General features: G+C 72.8%; 25 protein-coding genes. 24 read left to right on the forward strand and 1 reads right to left on the reverse strand.

What is annotated here, in order from left to right:
- Positions 1 to 54: 54 nt before the first annotated feature.
- From ACIG36_RS16765 to ACIG36_RS16865, 21 genes are all read left to right on the forward strand, one after another.
- On the forward strand, positions 55 to 267 hold the full coding sequence (locus tag ACIG36_RS16765; RefSeq protein WP_399927735.1) for a helix-turn-helix domain-containing protein: 213 nt from the start codon (positions 55 to 57) through the stop codon (positions 265 to 267).
- Positions 264 to 482 carry a hypothetical protein gene (locus ACIG36_RS16770; RefSeq protein WP_399927737.1) on the forward strand — a complete coding sequence of 73 codons (219 nt, stop codon included), beginning with the start codon at positions 264 to 266 and terminating at the stop codon, positions 480 to 482. Before ACIG36_RS16765 ends, ACIG36_RS16770 begins: the two co-directional genes overlap by 4 nt.
- Positions 483 to 558: 76 nt before the next feature.
- Positions 559 to 708: a hypothetical protein gene (locus ACIG36_RS16775; RefSeq protein WP_399927740.1), complete on the forward strand. Its 150-nt coding sequence runs from the start codon at positions 559 to 561 to the stop codon at positions 706 to 708.
- Positions 705 to 1,025, forward strand: coding sequence for a hypothetical protein (locus tag ACIG36_RS16780; RefSeq protein ID WP_399927742.1), 321 nt, complete (start codon positions 705 to 707; stop codon positions 1,023 to 1,025). Before ACIG36_RS16775 ends, ACIG36_RS16780 begins: the two co-directional genes overlap by 4 nt.
- Positions 1,022 to 1,249 carry a hypothetical protein gene (locus ACIG36_RS16785; RefSeq protein ID WP_399927745.1) on the forward strand — a complete coding sequence of 76 codons (228 nt, stop codon included), beginning with the start codon at positions 1,022 to 1,024 and terminating at the stop codon, positions 1,247 to 1,249. The genes ACIG36_RS16780 and ACIG36_RS16785 overlap by 4 nt, the downstream gene beginning before the upstream one ends.
- Positions 1,246 to 2,355 (forward strand): recombinase RecT, encoded by a 1,110-nt coding sequence (locus ACIG36_RS16790; RefSeq protein ID WP_399927747.1) that lies wholly within the window; start codon positions 1,246 to 1,248, stop codon positions 2,353 to 2,355. The genes ACIG36_RS16785 and ACIG36_RS16790 overlap by 4 nt, the downstream gene beginning before the upstream one ends.
- On the forward strand, positions 2,352 to 2,966 hold the full coding sequence (locus tag ACIG36_RS16795; RefSeq protein ID WP_399927750.1) for a hypothetical protein: 615 nt from the start codon (positions 2,352 to 2,354) through the stop codon (positions 2,964 to 2,966). The genes ACIG36_RS16790 and ACIG36_RS16795 overlap by 4 nt, the downstream gene beginning before the upstream one ends.
- Positions 2,963 to 3,526 (forward strand): hypothetical protein, encoded by a 564-nt coding sequence (locus tag ACIG36_RS16800; RefSeq protein WP_399927753.1) that lies wholly within the window; start codon positions 2,963 to 2,965, stop codon positions 3,524 to 3,526. The genes ACIG36_RS16795 and ACIG36_RS16800 overlap by 4 nt, the downstream gene beginning before the upstream one ends.
- The gene (locus ACIG36_RS16805) at positions 3,523 to 3,696 is read left to right on the forward strand and encodes a hypothetical protein (protein WP_399927754.1); all 174 of its coding nucleotides are present in this window, start codon (positions 3,523 to 3,525) and stop codon (positions 3,694 to 3,696) included. The genes ACIG36_RS16800 and ACIG36_RS16805 overlap by 4 nt, the downstream gene beginning before the upstream one ends.
- Before the next feature lie 38 nt (positions 3,697 to 3,734).
- On the forward strand, positions 3,735 to 3,971 hold the full coding sequence (locus ACIG36_RS16810) for a hypothetical protein (RefSeq protein WP_399927757.1): 237 nt from the start codon (positions 3,735 to 3,737) through the stop codon (positions 3,969 to 3,971).
- Positions 3,968 to 4,783 (forward strand): helix-turn-helix domain-containing protein, encoded by an 816-nt coding sequence (locus ACIG36_RS16815; protein ID WP_399927760.1) that lies wholly within the window; start codon positions 3,968 to 3,970, stop codon positions 4,781 to 4,783. The genes ACIG36_RS16810 and ACIG36_RS16815 overlap by 4 nt, the downstream gene beginning before the upstream one ends.
- A 4-nt stretch (positions 4,784 to 4,787) precedes the next feature.
- A complete protein-coding gene (locus ACIG36_RS16820) occupies positions 4,788 to 5,474 on the forward strand; it encodes a hypothetical protein (RefSeq protein ID WP_399927762.1) in 687 nt (228 codons plus the stop codon).
- Positions 5,471 to 5,827, forward strand: a complete 357-nt coding sequence (locus tag ACIG36_RS16825; RefSeq protein WP_399927764.1) for a hypothetical protein — start codon at positions 5,471 to 5,473, stop codon at positions 5,825 to 5,827. Before ACIG36_RS16820 ends, ACIG36_RS16825 begins: the two co-directional genes overlap by 4 nt.
- 102 nt (positions 5,828 to 5,929) lie before the next feature.
- On the forward strand, positions 5,930 to 6,391 hold the full coding sequence (locus ACIG36_RS16830) for a single-stranded DNA-binding protein (protein WP_399927766.1): 462 nt from the start codon (positions 5,930 to 5,932) through the stop codon (positions 6,389 to 6,391).
- A 96-nt stretch (positions 6,392 to 6,487) separates the two neighbouring features.
- On the forward strand, positions 6,488 to 6,703 hold the full coding sequence (locus ACIG36_RS16835) for a hypothetical protein (protein ID WP_399927769.1): 216 nt from the start codon (positions 6,488 to 6,490) through the stop codon (positions 6,701 to 6,703).
- Positions 6,700 to 7,113, forward strand: a complete 414-nt coding sequence (locus ACIG36_RS16840) for a hypothetical protein (protein ID WP_399927770.1) — start codon at positions 6,700 to 6,702, stop codon at positions 7,111 to 7,113. Before ACIG36_RS16835 ends, ACIG36_RS16840 begins: the two co-directional genes overlap by 4 nt.
- Before the next feature lie 208 nt (positions 7,114 to 7,321).
- Positions 7,322 to 7,558, forward strand: coding sequence for a hypothetical protein (locus ACIG36_RS16845; protein ID WP_399927772.1), 237 nt, complete (start codon positions 7,322 to 7,324; stop codon positions 7,556 to 7,558).
- A gap of 74 nt (positions 7,559 to 7,632) precedes the next feature.
- Complete coding sequence (locus ACIG36_RS16850) at positions 7,633 to 8,433, forward strand: hypothetical protein (RefSeq protein WP_399927775.1); 801 nt, start codon at positions 7,633 to 7,635, stop codon at positions 8,431 to 8,433.
- 143 nt (positions 8,434 to 8,576) lie between these two features.
- A complete protein-coding gene (locus ACIG36_RS16855; protein ID WP_399927778.1) occupies positions 8,577 to 9,962 on the forward strand; it encodes a hypothetical protein in 1,386 nt (461 codons plus the stop codon).
- Positions 9,963 to 10,021: 59 nt separating this feature from the next.
- Positions 10,022 to 10,666 (forward strand): hypothetical protein, encoded by a 645-nt coding sequence (locus ACIG36_RS16860; RefSeq protein WP_399927781.1) that lies wholly within the window; start codon positions 10,022 to 10,024, stop codon positions 10,664 to 10,666.
- A 76-nt stretch (positions 10,667 to 10,742) separates the two neighbouring features.
- Positions 10,743 to 11,816, forward strand: a complete 1,074-nt coding sequence (locus ACIG36_RS16865; protein WP_399927784.1) for a DUF2637 domain-containing protein — start codon at positions 10,743 to 10,745, stop codon at positions 11,814 to 11,816.
- Positions 11,817 to 11,906: 90 nt separating this feature from the next.
- Here ACIG36_RS16865 and ACIG36_RS16870 read toward each other — a convergent pair whose 3' ends face one another.
- Positions 11,907 to 12,116: a hypothetical protein gene (locus ACIG36_RS16870; RefSeq protein WP_399927786.1), complete on the reverse strand. Its 210-nt coding sequence runs from the start codon at positions 12,114 to 12,116 to the stop codon at positions 11,907 to 11,909.
- A 59-nt stretch (positions 12,117 to 12,175) separates the two neighbouring features.
- Between ACIG36_RS16870 and ACIG36_RS16875 the strand changes: the two genes are divergently transcribed.
- The 3 genes from ACIG36_RS16875 to ACIG36_RS16885 all read left to right on the forward strand — a co-directional run bounded on the left by ACIG36_RS16875 (position 12,176) and on the right by ACIG36_RS16885 (position 15,494).
- Positions 12,176 to 12,688 (forward strand): helix-turn-helix domain-containing protein, encoded by a 513-nt coding sequence (locus ACIG36_RS16875; RefSeq protein WP_399927788.1) that lies wholly within the window; start codon positions 12,176 to 12,178, stop codon positions 12,686 to 12,688.
- A 3-nt stretch (positions 12,689 to 12,691) separates the two neighbouring features.
- Positions 12,692 to 13,951, forward strand: a complete 1,260-nt coding sequence (locus ACIG36_RS16880; RefSeq protein ID WP_399927791.1) for a PBSX family phage terminase large subunit — start codon at positions 12,692 to 12,694, stop codon at positions 13,949 to 13,951.
- Between the two features lie 67 nt (positions 13,952 to 14,018).
- A complete protein-coding gene (locus tag ACIG36_RS16885; RefSeq protein WP_399927794.1) occupies positions 14,019 to 15,494 on the forward strand; it encodes a phage portal protein in 1,476 nt (491 codons plus the stop codon).
- The last annotated feature ends 8 nt before the right edge of the window (positions 15,495 to 15,502 follow it).

Raw genomic sequence — 15,502 nt, forward strand, 5'->3', positions numbered from 1 at the left:
TAGATTTCAAGCACGAGAGAGATCGACCCAGATCATCTCGTGAAAGGAACTGTCATGTCTTACGCACCTGCGGCCCTCATCGCCGCCGCGCAGGCCAAGGGCGACCGCACCCCCGCCGACATGGCCCGACGCATGGGCATGCCGTACCTCGCCGTCTACCGGTGGGCGACTGGCCGCAACGCCCCGGGGTCGTCCGGCCTCGCCGCCATCGAGCGGGCGTACGGGCTGACCGCGGCCGACCTGATGCGAGAGGACGCTGCGGCATGAGCGCGCCCATTCCCCGCGAGCAGGCGTTCGCCGCGGCCCGTGCCGTCCTCGACCGGGCCCGCGCCCGCCGCGACCGTCTGCCTATCCGGCAGGCCGCCGAGCAGGCCGCCGTTGGAAGTTTCCAGAGCGCCGACGAGATCGAGCTGACCCTGCGCCGGCTGCACCGTGCCGCCCGCGCCCAGCAGCGCCCGGCGCCCGCCGCTATCGCGGCCTGACCCCATGAAAAAACCGCCCCGGGTGCGACCGGGGCGGCGAGAGAGACCACCCGTACCAGTCACGAGAGGTCCCGCCATGAACCTTACCCGCCTGAGTCACCCGCGGCCCCCGCGCGCCGTCGACCTGCCCGAACTGTGGGCGTGGCTCGCGAGCTTGCCCGCCGCGCTGCGGATCACCGCCCTTGCCACCGCCGCCGCCCTCTACTTCCCGGAGGTCACCCGATGAGCCGCCACACCGCCGCCGAGGCCGTGCGCGCCGTCATGGTGGCCCGGGAGCTGCGCCGCGTCGATCCCGACGTCGAGACCGTCCTGACGACGCCCGTCTACACCGAGCGCGGACCGCGAGGCCCCCGCATCAGCGTGCACGTCTACCTCGCCGACGTCCTCGACTTGCCCCTCGCCTCCGGCCCGGCCGAGCACCGCGCCGTGTACGCCGTCCTGCGCCGCGCCTTCCCGCGCGCCGGGTGGGCGAGCGACGAGTACCGGTACGACGTCCGCGCCGGCCGCCTGCTGCGCCTCGACCCGTGGGGGGCCGAGCAGTGACCGCCGAGACCGTCCTCGACGCCCTCGCCGAGGCGTACGCCGACGCCCCGGCCGTCCTCGAGCACCTGCTGCTCGACCTCGCCGCCGCCCGGGCGCACGCCGACCACATGCGCCACTACCCAGCCGCCACCGACTACGGCCGCGAGAACGCCGCCGCCGCGCTCCACGCCGCCCGCGAGCAGCTCGTCGCCGCCCTCGACTTTCCCGAAGGAGTCACCCTGTGACCGTTTCCACCCTGCCCATCCGCGCGCAGCAGGCCGCCCCGACCGCGCCCGGCGGTGCCCTGTCCCTGGGCCGCATGACCCCGCAGGAGGCATGGCACTTCTGTCAGGGCCTCGCCGGTACTCCCCTGCTGCCGGACGTCTACCGCAACAACCCCGCGTCGGTCCTGTGGGCAATGGAGTACGGAAGGGCCCTCGGCCTCGACGTCGTCACCACCATCACGACCATCCACGTGATCAAGGGCAAGCCGACCCAGAGCGCCGACCTGATGCTGTCCCGGGCACGGGAGGCCGGGCACAAGGTGCGCATCAAGTCGGAGCGCGACCGGTGCGTCGTGACCATCGTCCGCCGGGACGACCCGGACGACGAGAACGTGATCGAGTGGACGCTCGACGACGCGGTGACCGCCCGCCTATGCGAGCTGCGCAACGGCCGTCCGTACGCCCGTGACCAGAAGGGCCAGCCGACCGCGTGGGAGAAGTTCCCGCGCGCCATGCTGCGAGCCCGCGCTATCGCCGAGTGCGTCCGGGCGGCGTGCCCCGAAGTGCTGCACGGCGCGATCTACACGCCGGAAGAGTTGGGCGCCGTCGTTGACCAGGACGGAAACGCCGTGCACGTTGAGCGCGCCGACGCCCCCGTGCGAGTACAGGCGACCGTCGTGCAGCAGGCCCCGGAGCAGCCGGCCGCCGTACAGGACGGCCCGCCGCGGGACTTCCTCGCCGAGGCCCTCGCCGCCGAGGCCGCTGAGCAGGTTCGCGCGCTGTGGGTCGAGGCGCAGGCCGCCGGGGCACCGCGCGAGTACCTCGCCGACCTCTCCGCCATCGGCGCGGAGAAGCCCGGGGCCCGCACCACCGACCAGGAGCAGGACGAGCAGCAGCTCGGCCAGGACGCCGAGGGCGGCACCGCGCCGGCCCCGGCCGACCAGGAGGAGCACGCCGCCGCCCTCGCCGACCTGCTCGCCGCCGGTGCGGCCGTCGGTCTGACCGCTCAGCAGGTCGAGCAGATAACGCGGCAGGAGGCCGGGAGCCCGGCCGCCGAGTGCACGGTCGAGCAGCTCGCCGCCGTTGCGGCCGACCTGCGGGCCGCCGTCGAGGAGGCCGCCGCATGAGCGACGAGCAGACCCCGGGGGCGCCGAAGTACACCCCGGCGGAAATCAAGGCCGCCACGACCAAAGAGGCCGTTTTGAAGGCCCTGTTCGACCAGATCGAGAAGGCGTACGAGGCCGCGCGCACGGACGTGCAGGCCATGCTCGACGAGCAGCAGAAGACGACCGGCGGAACGAAGTTCGACGCGATGCTGCCGGACGGCACGAAGGTTGCCGACATCGGCCTGACCGGCGGCGAACCGGCCGCGAAGATCACCGACCCGCAGGCGTTCAACACGTGGGCCCGTGAGCGGTTCCCGTCCGAGGCGGTAACGCGTCTGGTCAAGTCCGTGCAGCCGCGGTTCGTCGAGCTGCTGCTCGACCAGATGACCGCGGCCGGCGTCGCGCAAGTCGTCGACGAGGAGACCGGGGAAGTCCTCGACGTTCCGGGCGTCGAGATCAAGGCCACCCGTAAGCGGTCGCACTCGGTGCGCTTCACCAGGCAGAGCAAGACGCGGCCGAAGGCGGGCCGGGACTTGGTCGCCGAAGCGTGGCGCGAGGGGAAGCTCGCGGCGCTGGTGTTGCCCGCCCTCGCCCCGGCGTCGTCGGCCGACGAGAGCGAGGCACCCGCATGAGGCGCCTTGTTCGCGGACTCGACCTGTCCCTGACCGGTTCCGGCGTCGCCGGGGCCGGATGGGCGCAGACCCTCGGCAGCAAGGGCAAGCGCAGCGACACCTATGCCATGCGCCGGGCGCGGCTGCACGGCCTCGCCGACCGCATCGTTGAGGCCGTCGGCCGGTGCGACCTCGCGGTCGTCGAGGGCCCGAGCTACGGCTCGACCGGCGCCGGGACGTGGGACCGGGCGGGTTTGTGGTGGATGGTCGTCGACGGCCTCGCTGCTCGCGACATCCCCGTCGCCGTCGTCGCGCCGACCGCCCGCGCCCGGTACGCGACCGGGGACGGACGGGCCGGTAAGCAGGCCGTCATCGCCGCCGCCACGTTCCGGTACGGGGTGCGCCTGCGCGACGACAACCAGGCCGACGCGTATGTGCTGCTCGCCATGGGGCACGACTGGCTCGACGAGCCCCTCGCCCCCGTGCCGGAGCAGCACCGGGCCGCCCTCGATGGCGTCGAGTGGCCCGACCTGCTGCCGCCGCCCGCCCTTGCCCTTATCGAGCACGTGAGGGCCGCATGAGCCGCCCGAAGTGCGCCCACTGGAACGGCGCGCAGGAACGGTTCTGCCGCCTTCCCGGGGCCCGCCCGTACATCCAGGGCCCGCGGTGCCCGCTCCACACCCCGGCCGCCCTCGCGGGGAAGCCCGAGCCCGGCACGCCGCCGCGGCCCGCGGCCGAGGGCACGCCCTGACCGTCCCGACGGTCCCCTGCCCGGCGTGCGGCGCCTCGGTGATCCGCACGCCGGCCGGGGACCTGCTCGACCCCACCCCGCACCCCCTCGCCATCACCCGGCCGGACGGCCGGCCCATGTCGGTGGCCGACGTCATCGCCTGCGCCACCGGCCGCCGCCCGCCGGCCGGGCACCACCCGCACCGCCCGGGCCTGCTCCCTCCGTACGACTGCCGCCCTGTCGTCGAGCAGCTCGCCCTCGACCTCGACCTCGACCTAGGAGACACCTCCCCATGAGCTACGACGCCCGCGAATGGGTGTGGGAGCACAGCACCAGCAAGGGCACTGCCCGAATGGTGCTGCTCGCCATCGCCGACCGGTGCGTCGACCGGCGGTGCATCGCGTACGCGTCCGTCCCGGCCCTGATGAAGCGCTGCAACGCGTCGCGGACAGCCGTGCGTACCGCCCTCGACAAGCTGCTCGACGGCCCCGAGCTGGTGCTGCTCGAAGGGCGCACCGGGCCGCGCGGAGAGACGTACTACTGCCTCCCGGCCGCCGCCACGTTCCTTGCCGAGCAGGCCGCGGAGGGGGGCCGGAATGCGGCCCCCGGGGGGTCGGAATCCGACCCCCTTGCCCCGTCCGAGGGGGGGTCGGATTCCGACCCGGGGGCACGGAATGCGACCCCCAGGGGGACCGGATTCCGACCCGGGGCAGGGCCGGATTCCGACCCCCAGAACAGAAGAGAACCGAAGGTGAACGGTAGGAGAGCTGCTCTTACCGTTCCCGCCGCCGAGTGGCAGCCCGACGAGCAGGCCCTCGCGTGGGCGCAGCAGCAGGGCCACCTCGAGCGCCTCGGCGAGCACGGTCTGCGCGCCGCCGACGAGAAGTGGCGTGTCTACCGCGCTACCGCCGCGCCCCGGGCCGCCGCCGCGTGGGCCGCCGACTGGCGGGCGTGGATCGCACAGGAGCGCACCCCCGCCCCCGGCCGGCCCGCCCTGTACGCCCTGCCCGGCGGAGCCACCCCGCCCGCCGCTCCCGGCATGACCCGTGCCGAAGCCCACACCGCCGCCCTGCTCGCCGCCCTCGACGACCCGACCGGAACGGAGTGAACCGATGGAACGCCGCGAAATCGCCGCCGTCCTCGCCTACATAGGCCGCCTCGACCCGCGCACGATCCGAACCGACACGGGCGAGGCCCGCGACCAGATCGACCAGTGGTACGAGCTGCTCGGCGACGTGCCCCTCGCCACCGAACGTTGGGACGTCCGTACCGCAATCCGCGAGCACGTCCTCGACAGCCCGTACCCGATCCTCCCTGTGGACGTCGCCCGGAAGTGGCGCACCTACCGCCGCGACCGCCTCGCCCGGCACACCGACCCCACCCCGGCCGCCGACCCCGACAACGTCGAGACATGGCGCGCCGAGCTGCTCGCCACTCGGCACGCCGTGGCCACCGGCACCGCCGAGCCCATGACGCACCGGCAGATCACCAGCGGCCCGGGCCCGGATCTTGAGGAGCGCCTGCGCGCAATCGGATCGTGCATTCCGCCGGCCGTCCGCGCCGAACTGGCCCCCTACCGGCCGACCCGGGCCGCACGCGAGGCCGCCATCGCCAAGGGGGACCCCGACCCGCTCAGCGTCCGGTGCCAGTGGTGCGGCGCCGACGAGGGCGAGCCGTGCCGCTCCCGCCGCGTGGACCCCGACGGCGCGGCCCGCGGCAACGGGCGGCGCAACAAGCCCCACCCGACCCGCTTTGACCTCGCCGCCGCAGCACTCACCCGACAGGAGGCCGCAGCATGAGCCGCCGAACCCACCGCGTTACCGGTAAGTGGCCGTGGGCCCGCGACAGCCGGTACGAGAGCACCGATCACGCCCGGGTGCGCGCCAAGGCCCGTAAGTGGGCCGCGGCCGGAGCAACCGCCGTCGTCGAGGAGGGCGCCGGCGCGTGGACGTGGCGCCACGTGCGGACGTACGAGCCGCCGCCGGCCGTCGAGCAGCAGCTCATCGTCGAGGAGCCCGCGCCGGCCGTCGAGGACGACGACCAGGACGAGACGAGCCTGTACGAGCGGCTCATGCGGCAGGCCCCCACCGGCCGGGACCACCGCGGACGCGTCCCCTGCCGGCACGTTGTCGGAGGCCGCGGAATCCGCTAGCCCCCCGGGGGCAACTCGGAAGACAAGGCCGACCCATACCCACTAGATTTCACGTACGATTCGAAACCCCGCTTTTTGTTTCGCGAGCGAAAGAGAGACGCTGTGTCCGGCGAGACCGTCATCACCCTGATTGGGAACCTCACCAGCGACCCGGAGCTGCGATTCACCCCCTCCGGGGCCGCGGTCGCCAACTTCACCGTCGCCAGCACCCCCCGCGTCTACGACAAGCAGTCGAGCGAATGGAAGGACGGCGACACCCTGTTCATGCGGTGCGCCATCTGGCGGGCCGCAGCCGAGAACGTCGCCCAGTCGCTTACCAAGGGCGCCCGCGTCATCGTGCAGGGCCGCCTCAAGCAACGGTCGTTCGAGAAGGACGGCCAGCAGCGAACCGTCGTCGAACTCGACGTCGAGGACATCGGCCCCTCGCTGCTCCGCGCCACCGCCACCGTCACCAAGACCGGCGCAGGCGCCCCGAACAGGCCCCAGCAGGCCGCCGCCGACCCGTGGGCCACCACACCGCAGCGCCTCGGCAGCAACGGCTACGGAGACGAACCCCCCTTCTGATCTCGCGCCCGCGACCGGTCGATGCCGCCCCCGCGCGCAGGAGGCGGCCCGGACCCTTCCACCCGCCCGACCTCGCACCGCCCGGAGACCCACCCCATGTCGAGCCCGACCCGCCGAACCGTCCACATCACCCGGACCGAGCACGCCCTCGCCCTGCCCGCGTCCCTGCTCGACGTCGCCGCCCTGGTCGAGACTGTCCGCGCCGAGCTTGACCGCGCCGGCCGTCCGACCGACGAGGCCGAGCTGCACGTCGCCGACGGACACCTGCTCGCGTACTACGACATCCCGCGCGCCGCCGTGGTGAACCGATGAGCCGCCGCCCCACCCGCACCGTCCGGGAGCAGGCCCGCGCCGACCGGCGCGACCGTATCGACATCCTGCTCGCCCGCTACGCCCGTCACGCCCCGGCCGAGGCCGCCCTGCTGCGCTCCCTGGTCGAGGCCGAGATCACCGAGGGCGACCGGTTCCGCCGGGAGGCCGGCGGACAGCAGGCCGCGGTACGTCGGGAGCAGCAGCGCGTCGCCGCGGCCGAGGCTGCCATCGTCGAGGCCGAGCAGCGCGCCGAAGCCGCCGAGCAGGCCCTCGACGCGTGCGCCTACCGGGACCGCCTCGCCGAGGAACTGCTCGACCGGCCCACGCTGCTCGGTAACCCGCGCCCGGCCAGCCTCGACCGCCTGCTCGACCACGTCGCCGAGCAGCTCGACCACCGGGCGCAGCAGTGAGCACCAGGCCGCCGAGCGTCCTGTGCGCACACGGGTACGTACTGATGCAGGACTCATGCCCCGGATGCGATGCCGAGGAAGAGCAGCCCCACCCTGCCGATCCCGTCCGCGTCATTCCGTCATGGACGACCAGGCCGCACCGCCGGTGCCGGCGCTGCGCCCTGCGCCCCTCGCACCGCATCCACCAAATCATCCCAGAGGACCCCGCATGACTCCGCAGTTCCCGCGCCCGTTTGCACTACACCGCACGCTCGACCACACCGGCGTTTCCGGCACGGGCATCGTCGCCGAGGGCGTCCTGTTCACCGACGGGACAGCCGTGATTCGTTGGCGCGGCCCCCACGCTTCCACCGTCATATGGGCAAGCCTCGACGACGCCCTCGCCGTGCACGGCCACGACGGTGCAACCGTCCCCCTGTTCGCCGACGAGCAGCCCGCCGCGTGACTGCCCCCGGGGCGTACCGAGCAGGCTGCGCCCCGGCCCCCGCGCCACCGCACCGACCCGCAGGAGATACCACCGTGCAGCACCACGTCGCCCACGCCACCGCCGCCCGCCTGCACACCATCCGGGAGCAGTGGGGCGCCCTGCTCGCCGCGGTCGAGACCCCGCCCGCCCCCTCGACGTGGCCGCCGGCGGAAACCCGCGCGTTCCTCAACACCGGGGCCGAGGACGACGCGCCCCTGCTGGTCGAGGACCGCGCCCCGCTCAGCCTCCGACAGCACCCCGCACCAGCGAATCTCGACGCCCTCGACACCGCGGTGTTCGTCGAGCAGCAGGTGTTCGACCTCGCCGACACCCTCGCCGCCGCCGTGCAGCACGCGGCCCCGGAAGACCCCCGCCGCTGGACGTTCCCGAACCCGGGCGCACCCGACGCCCGCACGGCCGCAGGCTCCCGCGCGCACGGCCTGCACTGGGCCGCCCTGTACGTCGAGGGGCGCGTGCTCGACGAGGACACCGACCCCGAGCTGCTCGCCGACGGCACCCTCGGCCCGGCCCCGTTCTCCCCGCTCCCCGAGGCCCTGCTGCACAAGGCCGCCCACGTCGCCCGGGCCTGCGAGCAGCGCGTCGCTCGCATCCTTGCCGCGGACGCCATCACGAGTAGCCGTGCCCTGCCGACCCCGTGCCCGTCGTGCGGGGGCGCCCTGGTCGTGCGCGCCGCGCCCGCGGAGCCGCCGACCGTCACCTGCCAGACCGGGGAGGCGTGCGGCGCGGACACCGGACGGGACCACCGGGGGCGCCGGGTGTGGGAGTGGCCCGAGTCCCTGCCCCTGCTGCTCACTGCCGAGCAGGTCCTGCCCGGAGCCACCCAGGCCGCATGACCCCAACTCCCCTACAAGGGCCCGGAATTCGCCGGGCCCTTTTTTCCATCACCCCTTGTGTACTGAGTACAGTACCCAGTACAGTCATGATCACTACGCCGGGCTGCACACCCGGCCACACCACAACCACGGGAGCTAACCCCATGGAGCAGCAGACGTTCACCGAGCAGGTCGGCGTCAGGTACGCCGTGATCGGCAAGGGCAAGCGCGTGCACTACTCGCCGAGCAACGACGACGGCCTGTGTGGTCGCGCCATCACCGCGTACCTTGACGTCTGGGACGCCGTCGCCCTGTTCGACAAGGGATACGAGCTGTGCAGGCCCTGCCACCGCGCCGCCGAGAAGCGCGCCGAGGCCCGCCGCCTCGCCGACGCGTCCCCCATTGCAGCCGCCGTTATCGCCCTGGTCGAGACCGTCGAGCAGGGCGACGCCGAGCAGGCCGCGACCGACGGGACGTGGCGCGGCGAGTGGATCGGCGCGCAGGACGACGCCGAGACCCTGTTCCCCATCGAGCGCAACACCGAACAAGGCGCCCTGTTCACCGAGCGCGCCGCCGCCGAGCAGCGCGCCGTCGAGGGCGTTGTCGTCGAGCACGCCGGCACCGCCGAGGGCAGCACCCCGAGCAACGCCTCGAACCCCGACGTGGTCGCCGCCCGTGCCGCCCTCGACGGCATCGCCGTGGCGACCATGACCGAGCACCACGACGTCACCGACCCGGCCGAGGACGAGCAGCACGTGCGCGGGTACCTGGTCGACCCCCGTACGCACGGCCGCGTCGCTGTGTACTGGCTCGAACAGGGCCGCATCGTGCGCCGCGACGACCCGTGGCACGGACCGGGCCTCGACTGCCTCGCCGACCGCCTGCGCCGCCGCGGGTGGGTCGTCGAGAAGATGCTGCGTTCCTCGCAGTGCGTGTTCGCTCACCTGCCGGCCGAGGGCGCAGTGCCCACCCCGCAGACGATGGCCGCGGCGGGCGAGTCGGTCCCGGCCGAGCCGGTCCCCGGCACGCTGGTCGACCCGTGGACGTGGCTCCGGCGCCCGGCGAGCAGCCACGACACGCGCAGCGCAGCGACGCCCGCCGTCGAGGCCCTCACATGCCGGCACAGCGTCACCCCGCGGGCCGACGTGTCCGGCGACCCGATCAAGCGCTGCGCCACCAAGGAGAGCACCCAGGAAGCCGGCGTATTCAGCGACGAGGGGTGCGTCGAGGCGTACGACTGCTGCGTGCAGGCCGCCAACCGGGCCGCCGAGCTGAACGCCGAGGACGACGCACCCGCCGACGAGCCGCTGTACGGGTGGGATCTGATGTGCCCGGAACACCGCGAGCAGCAGGTCGACACCTGCGAGGAGTGCGCGGCCGACGACGAGACCGACGCCGCCGAGGCCGAGCTGCTCGCCGCCGTCGACGCCGTCGAGGAGGCCGAGCGCACCGACGGCACGTGGCGCGGCGCGTGGATCGCGGCGGCCCCGAACGACCCCGCCCTACTCGACCTCGACCCGACCGCCGAGCAGGGCGCCCTCTTCACCTAACCGATACCGTCCCGCCCGCCCCGCACCCGCGGGGCGGGCCCGCCCAGAGAGAGCAGCCCATGAGCAGCAAGCAGCCGAGGTCACCGGAGTTCGACGAGAAGGCGCGCGAGACCCTTCTCGCCCTCTTCGCCAAGTTCATCGGCGACCCCGGCGTACGGTCCCGGCGCGTGGGTCGGGCTGTGACACCCGAGGAGCAGCAGAAGGTCGAGGCCGTCCTCGCCACACTTCGTGAGGAGGACGAGGGCGGGAGTGCTGCGAGCCGCGCCCTTGACGAGCTGCGCAAGGCGGGAGCCGTCCGCCGCACGTGGGAGGAGGATTACAAGCCGCGCATGACGCAGATCATCTACCACGCCCGGCACGATGGGGGCGCTACGCCGGCGCAGATTGCCGCGGAACTCGGCGTGGGCGAGTCATACGTATACCGCGTGCTGCGTGAAAACGTCTCCTACCTGTACCGCCTCGACGTGCGCGACGGGGCGCCCGGCCCCGGGTGGCAGTGGTTCGAGAACGGGCAACGCGTCGCCCCCGTGAACGAGCCCGAGCTGCTCGCCGATGACGTACTGAATGAGTATCTAGCCGCCTATCCGGAGCACGCCGACCCCGTCGGCGAACCGCGCCTGCGCGTACTGCTGTGGGTAGAGGAGGACCAGCCGGACGACAAGGCCGTGCGAACGGTCCTGTGGCCCGACCCCGAAGGCCAGTAACCGCCCAAATCAACGGGCCCGACCGGTGACTGCACATCACCGACGGGCCCTGACCACCACGGGAGCTAACCCCGCAATGGCTACGCACCACCCTACCTACCCGCGCACGGCCGCGAGCAGCCCCTCACGGGGACACCTCGCCGCGGCCGTCGCCGCAACCGTCGGATTCGCGTTCCTCGCGTTCCGACTGTCGTTCGAGTCCCTGACAGCGCTTGCCGTCGACCACGGCACCCCCACCGACATCGGGTGGATGTTCGCCGTACTGGTCGACGGAGGCGCCATCGTCGGCACGGTGGGCGTTGTTGCCGCCAAGCGCGCCGGCCGACCAACGGCCGCATACTGGGCAACCATCGCCGCGTTTGCCGCCGTGTCGCTCGCGTTCAACGTCGCCCACTCCGACGGGACCGGCGCCGGCATCGCCATCGCCGTTGTGCCGCCCGTCGCGCAGCTTGTCGCCACCGAACTACTCGTGCGCATGCTGCCGGCCGCCGGTACCGCCACCGTCGCCAACGTCGCCCCGGCAGTCGCACAGGCCGACGCCGCCGCCCGCCGCGCGCAGGATGCCGCCGACACCGCGCGCACCGACGCCGCCGCGGTGCGCGCCGCCCTCGACACCGCCGCCCGGACCGTCGCCGACGCTGCCGCCGAAGCGAGGGCCGACGCGCGCGACGCCGTCGCCGACGCTGTCGAGCGCACCGTCGAGGCCGCGGCCGTCGCCACCGACGCCGCAGCCCGCGCACAGGAGGCCGCCGCTACCGTCACCGTCGCCGCTGCGCCGCCGCTTGCCCTGGTCGACCTCGCCGCCGCCGTCGCCGCCGTCGACGGCCCGCCCGTTCTCGACACCGTCGGCGACACCGCGCCGGCACCGCTCCCCATGGCCGCGACATTCACCGCGCCGCCGCTCCCGACGCCCGCGCCGCTCGACGAGGTCCCGGGCGACGCCCCGCAGGCCGACGCACCCGCGCCCGTCGGCGACGCGCCAGCCGACGCCGTCGCCGCCTATCGGCGCCTGCGTCGGGAGACCGGCGCCCGGCCGACAGCCGAGGCCCTCGGCAAGGCGTTGGGGCTCAAGAGGACCCGGGGGAGCGAGCTACGGGTGTTGGTCGAGCGCGCCCTCGCAACACCCGTTGCCGCCGTTATCAATTCGTGATCTAATGGGGGGCGTCTCCGGCGTGCCCGGAAGTACCCCCTCAACTCGCCCCGTCAGACATCCCCGTCGCGACGGGGCGCCTGCGTCTCGTCATTCAAGGCCAGAGGCGCACGAGGCGTCCGGGTTGTAGTAGCCCCCGCGAATCAACTGGGCCACGACCAAGCCGTGATGATCGATACACGCGTGCCATCTGTTCCCGATTGGGTCGATTGCATAGAGAAGCGCCTGCACACGGCAGATGCAGCACTGCACATCGTCGGCACTCAACTCGATCAGGCCGCAGGCCAGTTCCGGGGACATGCCGGAAGCCTAGGCTCGGCCGCTTGCCGCCTACCCCCTGATTCACCGGGAGGTGTGACGTGCGCGAGCCGATTAGCGACGCCGACCGCGACGCTGTCCGCCGGCTGCACGCCGAGGGCAAGAGCCGCAACGACATCGCCCGCACCATCGGGCGCAGCGGCTCGACCGTGACGAAGATCGCCCGCAGCCTCGACCTGTCATTCGAGCGCGGCCCCGAAGTGGTCGCCGCCACGGAGGCGCGCCGCGTTGATCTGGCCGCCCGCCGGCAGCAGCTCGCCGAGGCCCTACACGAGGACGCCGAGCGTCTACGTGCCCAGCTCTGGGAGCCGTGCACGGTGGGCGCGTTCGGAGGCCGAGACAACATCTGGTCTGAGCAGGCGCTCGACCGCCCCACGTTCAGCGATCAACGGCAGATCCTCGCCGCTACCTCTATTGCCGTCGACAAGTCCCTGCGACTGGCCCCGGCCGAGGGCGGAGAGGGCGCCGACGACGTCCGTTCGATGCTCGGCACCCTCGGCTCTGTCCTGGCTGAGGCGTTCGCCGACGACGAGGGGGCTGACGACGGGGGGTGAGCCGTGCCGCTCCCCCTCGACCTCGACAGCCTGCCCCTGTCGCGCAAGCAGTTGCGCAGCATCGGCCGCGCCACGGCCCGCGTGAACATCTGGCACGGCGCCGTACGGTCGGGCAAAACGATCTCGTCGTTGCTCGCATTCGTCATCGCCGTTGCTTCGGCCGGCCCGTCGGGTCTGATCCTGATCTGTGGGCGCAGCTTGCAGACGATCGAGCGGAACGTGTTCGAGCCGCTCACCGACCCGGCCCTGTTCGGCTCGCTCGCCCGGCACATCCACCACACCCGGGGTGCGACCACGGCCGTCATCCTCGGTCGCACGGTACATCTCATCGGTGCATCGGACGTCCGTGCCGAGGGCCGGCTGCGCGGCCTGACGGCACAGCTCGCCTACGTGGACGAGGCCACCCTCGTACCCGAATCCTTCTGGACTCAGCTCCTCGCCCGACTCAGCACCCCCGGCGCGCGGCTGCTCGCGACGACCAACCCGGACAGCCCCCGGCACTGGTTGAAGGTCGGCTACCTCGATCGTGCGCACGAACTCAACCTGCGACACTGGCATTTCAAGCTCGCCGATAACCCGAGCCTGACGCAGCAGTACGTCGACGACCTCGCCGCCGAGTACGTCGGCCTGTGGCGCAGGCGCATGATCGACGGCCTGTGGGTGGTTGCCGAGGGCGCCGTGTTCGACATGTGGGACGAGTCCGCGCACGTCGTCGACACCCTGCCGCCGATGGTCCGGTACTGGGCAGCCGCCGACTATGGGACCACCAACCCCTTTGCGCTGCTCACGCTCGGACTGGGCACCGACGGCCGGCTGTACGTCACGTCGGAATGGCGCCACGACAGCAAGGCCGCGCACCGGCAGATGACCGACGCCGAATACAGCCAAGCCGTCCGCGCACATCTCGCAGCGCAGCAGATCGAGCCTGAGTGGACGTTCATGGACCCCTCGGCGGCGTCGATGATCACGCAGCTTTGGGCGGACGGGCACCCGGGCGTCACCCGGGCCGACAACGATGTGCGCGCCGGTATCCGCAGCGTCTCGACCGCCCTTGGGGCCGGCCTGCTGCGCGTGCACCGGTGCTGTACTGGCCTGCTCGATGAGATCCCTGGGTACTCATGGGACCCGGCCGCCTCCGCCAAGGGCGAAGACAAGCCGATCAAGACCGCCGACCACAGCGTCGACGCCTTGCGCTACCTGCTGCACAGCACCGTCCACGAGTGGCGCCACATGATCACCGCGCCTCGCGAGATGGCCGCGTAACCCCCGTCCTGCCCCGGCCGTGCGCTGCTGCGCCTCCGCGCCGGCCCGACCGAGCGGGGGTGATGTGGTGCCCCTGCCGGAGAACGGCGCCGCGTGGCCGCCCCGCGACATCGCCCCCCTGTATGCCGACATCCGTGTCGACGACGCTTGGTACAGCGGCGACCGGCACAAGCTCGCCGCCGTCTACCGGCACCAGGCGCACCGCGCCGACGGCCGCCGCCGGCTGTGGGGCCGGCCCCGCCCGGAGGGGACGCGCGAGCACCGGCTGCACATCCCTCTCGCCGGCGAAATCGCGCAGACCTCCGCTGACATGTTGTTCGCCGACACCCCCGTCGTCACCGTCACGGATACCGCGACGCAGGACCGCCTCGACGAGTTGCTCGACGCCTGTGCCGTGCCCGAGCTGCTGCTCACCGCCGCGGAGACCGCCGCCGCCTTGTCGGGGGTGTTCCTGCGGGTGACGTGGGACCGCGACGCAGCGCCCGACCGGCCGCTGCTCACCGCCGTGCACCCCGACCAGGCCGTACCCGAGTGGCGTTTCGGCACGCTGACGGCCGTGACGTTCTGGCGGGCCCTGCCCTCGACGACACAGACCGTGTGGCGCCACCTCGAGCGCCACGAGCGGGGCGTGATCTTGCACGGCCTGTACGAAGGGACCGACGACCAGCTCGGCCGCCGCGTGCCGCTCACGGAGCACCCGGATACGGCCGGCCTCGCTACCTCCCTCGGCCCCGAGGGCGACAGCATCCCGACCGGCGTCGACCTGCTCACCGCCGTCTACGTCCCCAACATCGCCCCCAACCGCCGCCACCGCGGCGCACCGTGGGGCCGATCGGACTTGCAGGGCGTGCACGACCTGCTCGACGCGCTCGACGAAGTGTGGTCGTCCTGGCTGCGCGACATCCGCCTCGCGCGGTCGCGGATCATCGTGCCCGACGGGTACCTGCGCAGCCGCGGGCCCGGGCAGGGAGCGGAGTTCGACGGGGACCGGGAAGTGTGGCAGACCCTTGCCATTCCGCCCACCGAGCAGGGCAGCGGCATTACGTTGTCGCAGTTCAACATCAGGGTTGAAGAGCACCGAGCGACCGCGGAAGCGATCGTGAGGCAGGCCACGACCGCGGCTGGGTACTCCCCGGCCTCTGTTGGGCTCGACGGGGACGGAGCTGCCGTCACCGCAACGGAAATCGCGGCCCGCGATCACCGGTCGATGGTGACGAGGGCGAAGAAGGCGCGGTATTGGCGCCGCGCCCTTGGCGACATCCTGCGCGTCCTGCTCGCCGTCGACCGCGCCCAGTTCGGCGCGCGGACAGCTGATGAGCGGCCCACTGTCGACATCGGCGACGGAGTAGCGGAAGATCCCGGCAGCACGGCACAGACCCTGTCCCTGCTCGCGCAGGCGCAGGCCGTGAGCACCGACACCAAGGTGCGCATCCTGCATCCCGATTGGGACGACACCGCGGTCGCCGAGGAAGTCACCCGCATTCACGAGGAGACCGGGCAGGCCGCCCCCGACCCCGTCGGGGCGTTTCCGCTCGCCGCCTGATCAAGGGG

This window comes from Streptomyces sp. NPDC053048, from assembly GCF_044547045.1.
Classification (GTDB): domain Bacteria; phylum Actinomycetota; class Actinomycetes; order Streptomycetales; family Streptomycetaceae; genus Streptomyces.

What these genes read in the sequence shown, in the direction of transcription:
- ACIG36_RS16765 (WP_399927735.1), top strand. Translation starts at nt 55, where the DNA reads ATGTCTTACGCACCTGCGGCCCTCATCGCCGCCGCGCAGGCCAAGGGC.
- ACIG36_RS16770 (WP_399927737.1), top strand. Translation starts at nt 264, where the DNA reads ATGAGCGCGCCCATTCCCCGCGAGCAGGCGTTCGCCGCGGCCCGTGCC.
- ACIG36_RS16775 (WP_399927740.1), top strand. Translation starts at nt 559, where the DNA reads ATGAACCTTACCCGCCTGAGTCACCCGCGGCCCCCGCGCGCCGTCGAC.
- ACIG36_RS16780 (WP_399927742.1), top strand. Translation starts at nt 705, where the DNA reads ATGAGCCGCCACACCGCCGCCGAGGCCGTGCGCGCCGTCATGGTGGCC.
- ACIG36_RS16795 (WP_399927750.1), top strand. Translation starts at nt 2,352, where the DNA reads ATGAGCGACGAGCAGACCCCGGGGGCGCCGAAGTACACCCCGGCGGAA.
- ACIG36_RS16800 (WP_399927753.1), top strand. Translation starts at nt 2,963, where the DNA reads ATGAGGCGCCTTGTTCGCGGACTCGACCTGTCCCTGACCGGTTCCGGC.
- ACIG36_RS16805 (WP_399927754.1), top strand. Translation starts at nt 3,523, where the DNA reads ATGAGCCGCCCGAAGTGCGCCCACTGGAACGGCGCGCAGGAACGGTTC.
- ACIG36_RS16815 (WP_399927760.1), top strand. Translation starts at nt 3,968, where the DNA reads ATGAGCTACGACGCCCGCGAATGGGTGTGGGAGCACAGCACCAGCAAG.
- ACIG36_RS16820 (WP_399927762.1), top strand. Translation starts at nt 4,788, where the DNA reads ATGGAACGCCGCGAAATCGCCGCCGTCCTCGCCTACATAGGCCGCCTC.
- ACIG36_RS16825 (WP_399927764.1), top strand. Translation starts at nt 5,471, where the DNA reads ATGAGCCGCCGAACCCACCGCGTTACCGGTAAGTGGCCGTGGGCCCGC.
- ACIG36_RS16835 (WP_399927769.1), top strand. Translation starts at nt 6,488, where the DNA reads ATGTCGAGCCCGACCCGCCGAACCGTCCACATCACCCGGACCGAGCAC.
- ACIG36_RS16840 (WP_399927770.1), top strand. Translation starts at nt 6,700, where the DNA reads ATGAGCCGCCGCCCCACCCGCACCGTCCGGGAGCAGGCCCGCGCCGAC.
- ACIG36_RS16845 (WP_399927772.1), top strand. Translation starts at nt 7,322, where the DNA reads ATGACTCCGCAGTTCCCGCGCCCGTTTGCACTACACCGCACGCTCGAC.
- ACIG36_RS16855 (WP_399927778.1), top strand. Translation starts at nt 8,577, where the DNA reads ATGGAGCAGCAGACGTTCACCGAGCAGGTCGGCGTCAGGTACGCCGTG.
- ACIG36_RS16860 (WP_399927781.1), top strand. Translation starts at nt 10,022, where the DNA reads ATGAGCAGCAAGCAGCCGAGGTCACCGGAGTTCGACGAGAAGGCGCGC.
- ACIG36_RS16865 (WP_399927784.1), top strand. Translation starts at nt 10,743, where the DNA reads ATGGCTACGCACCACCCTACCTACCCGCGCACGGCCGCGAGCAGCCCC.
- ACIG36_RS16870 (WP_399927786.1), bottom strand. Translation starts at nt 12,116, where the DNA reads ATGTCCCCGGAACTGGCCTGCGGCCTGATCGAGTTGAGTGCCGACGAT.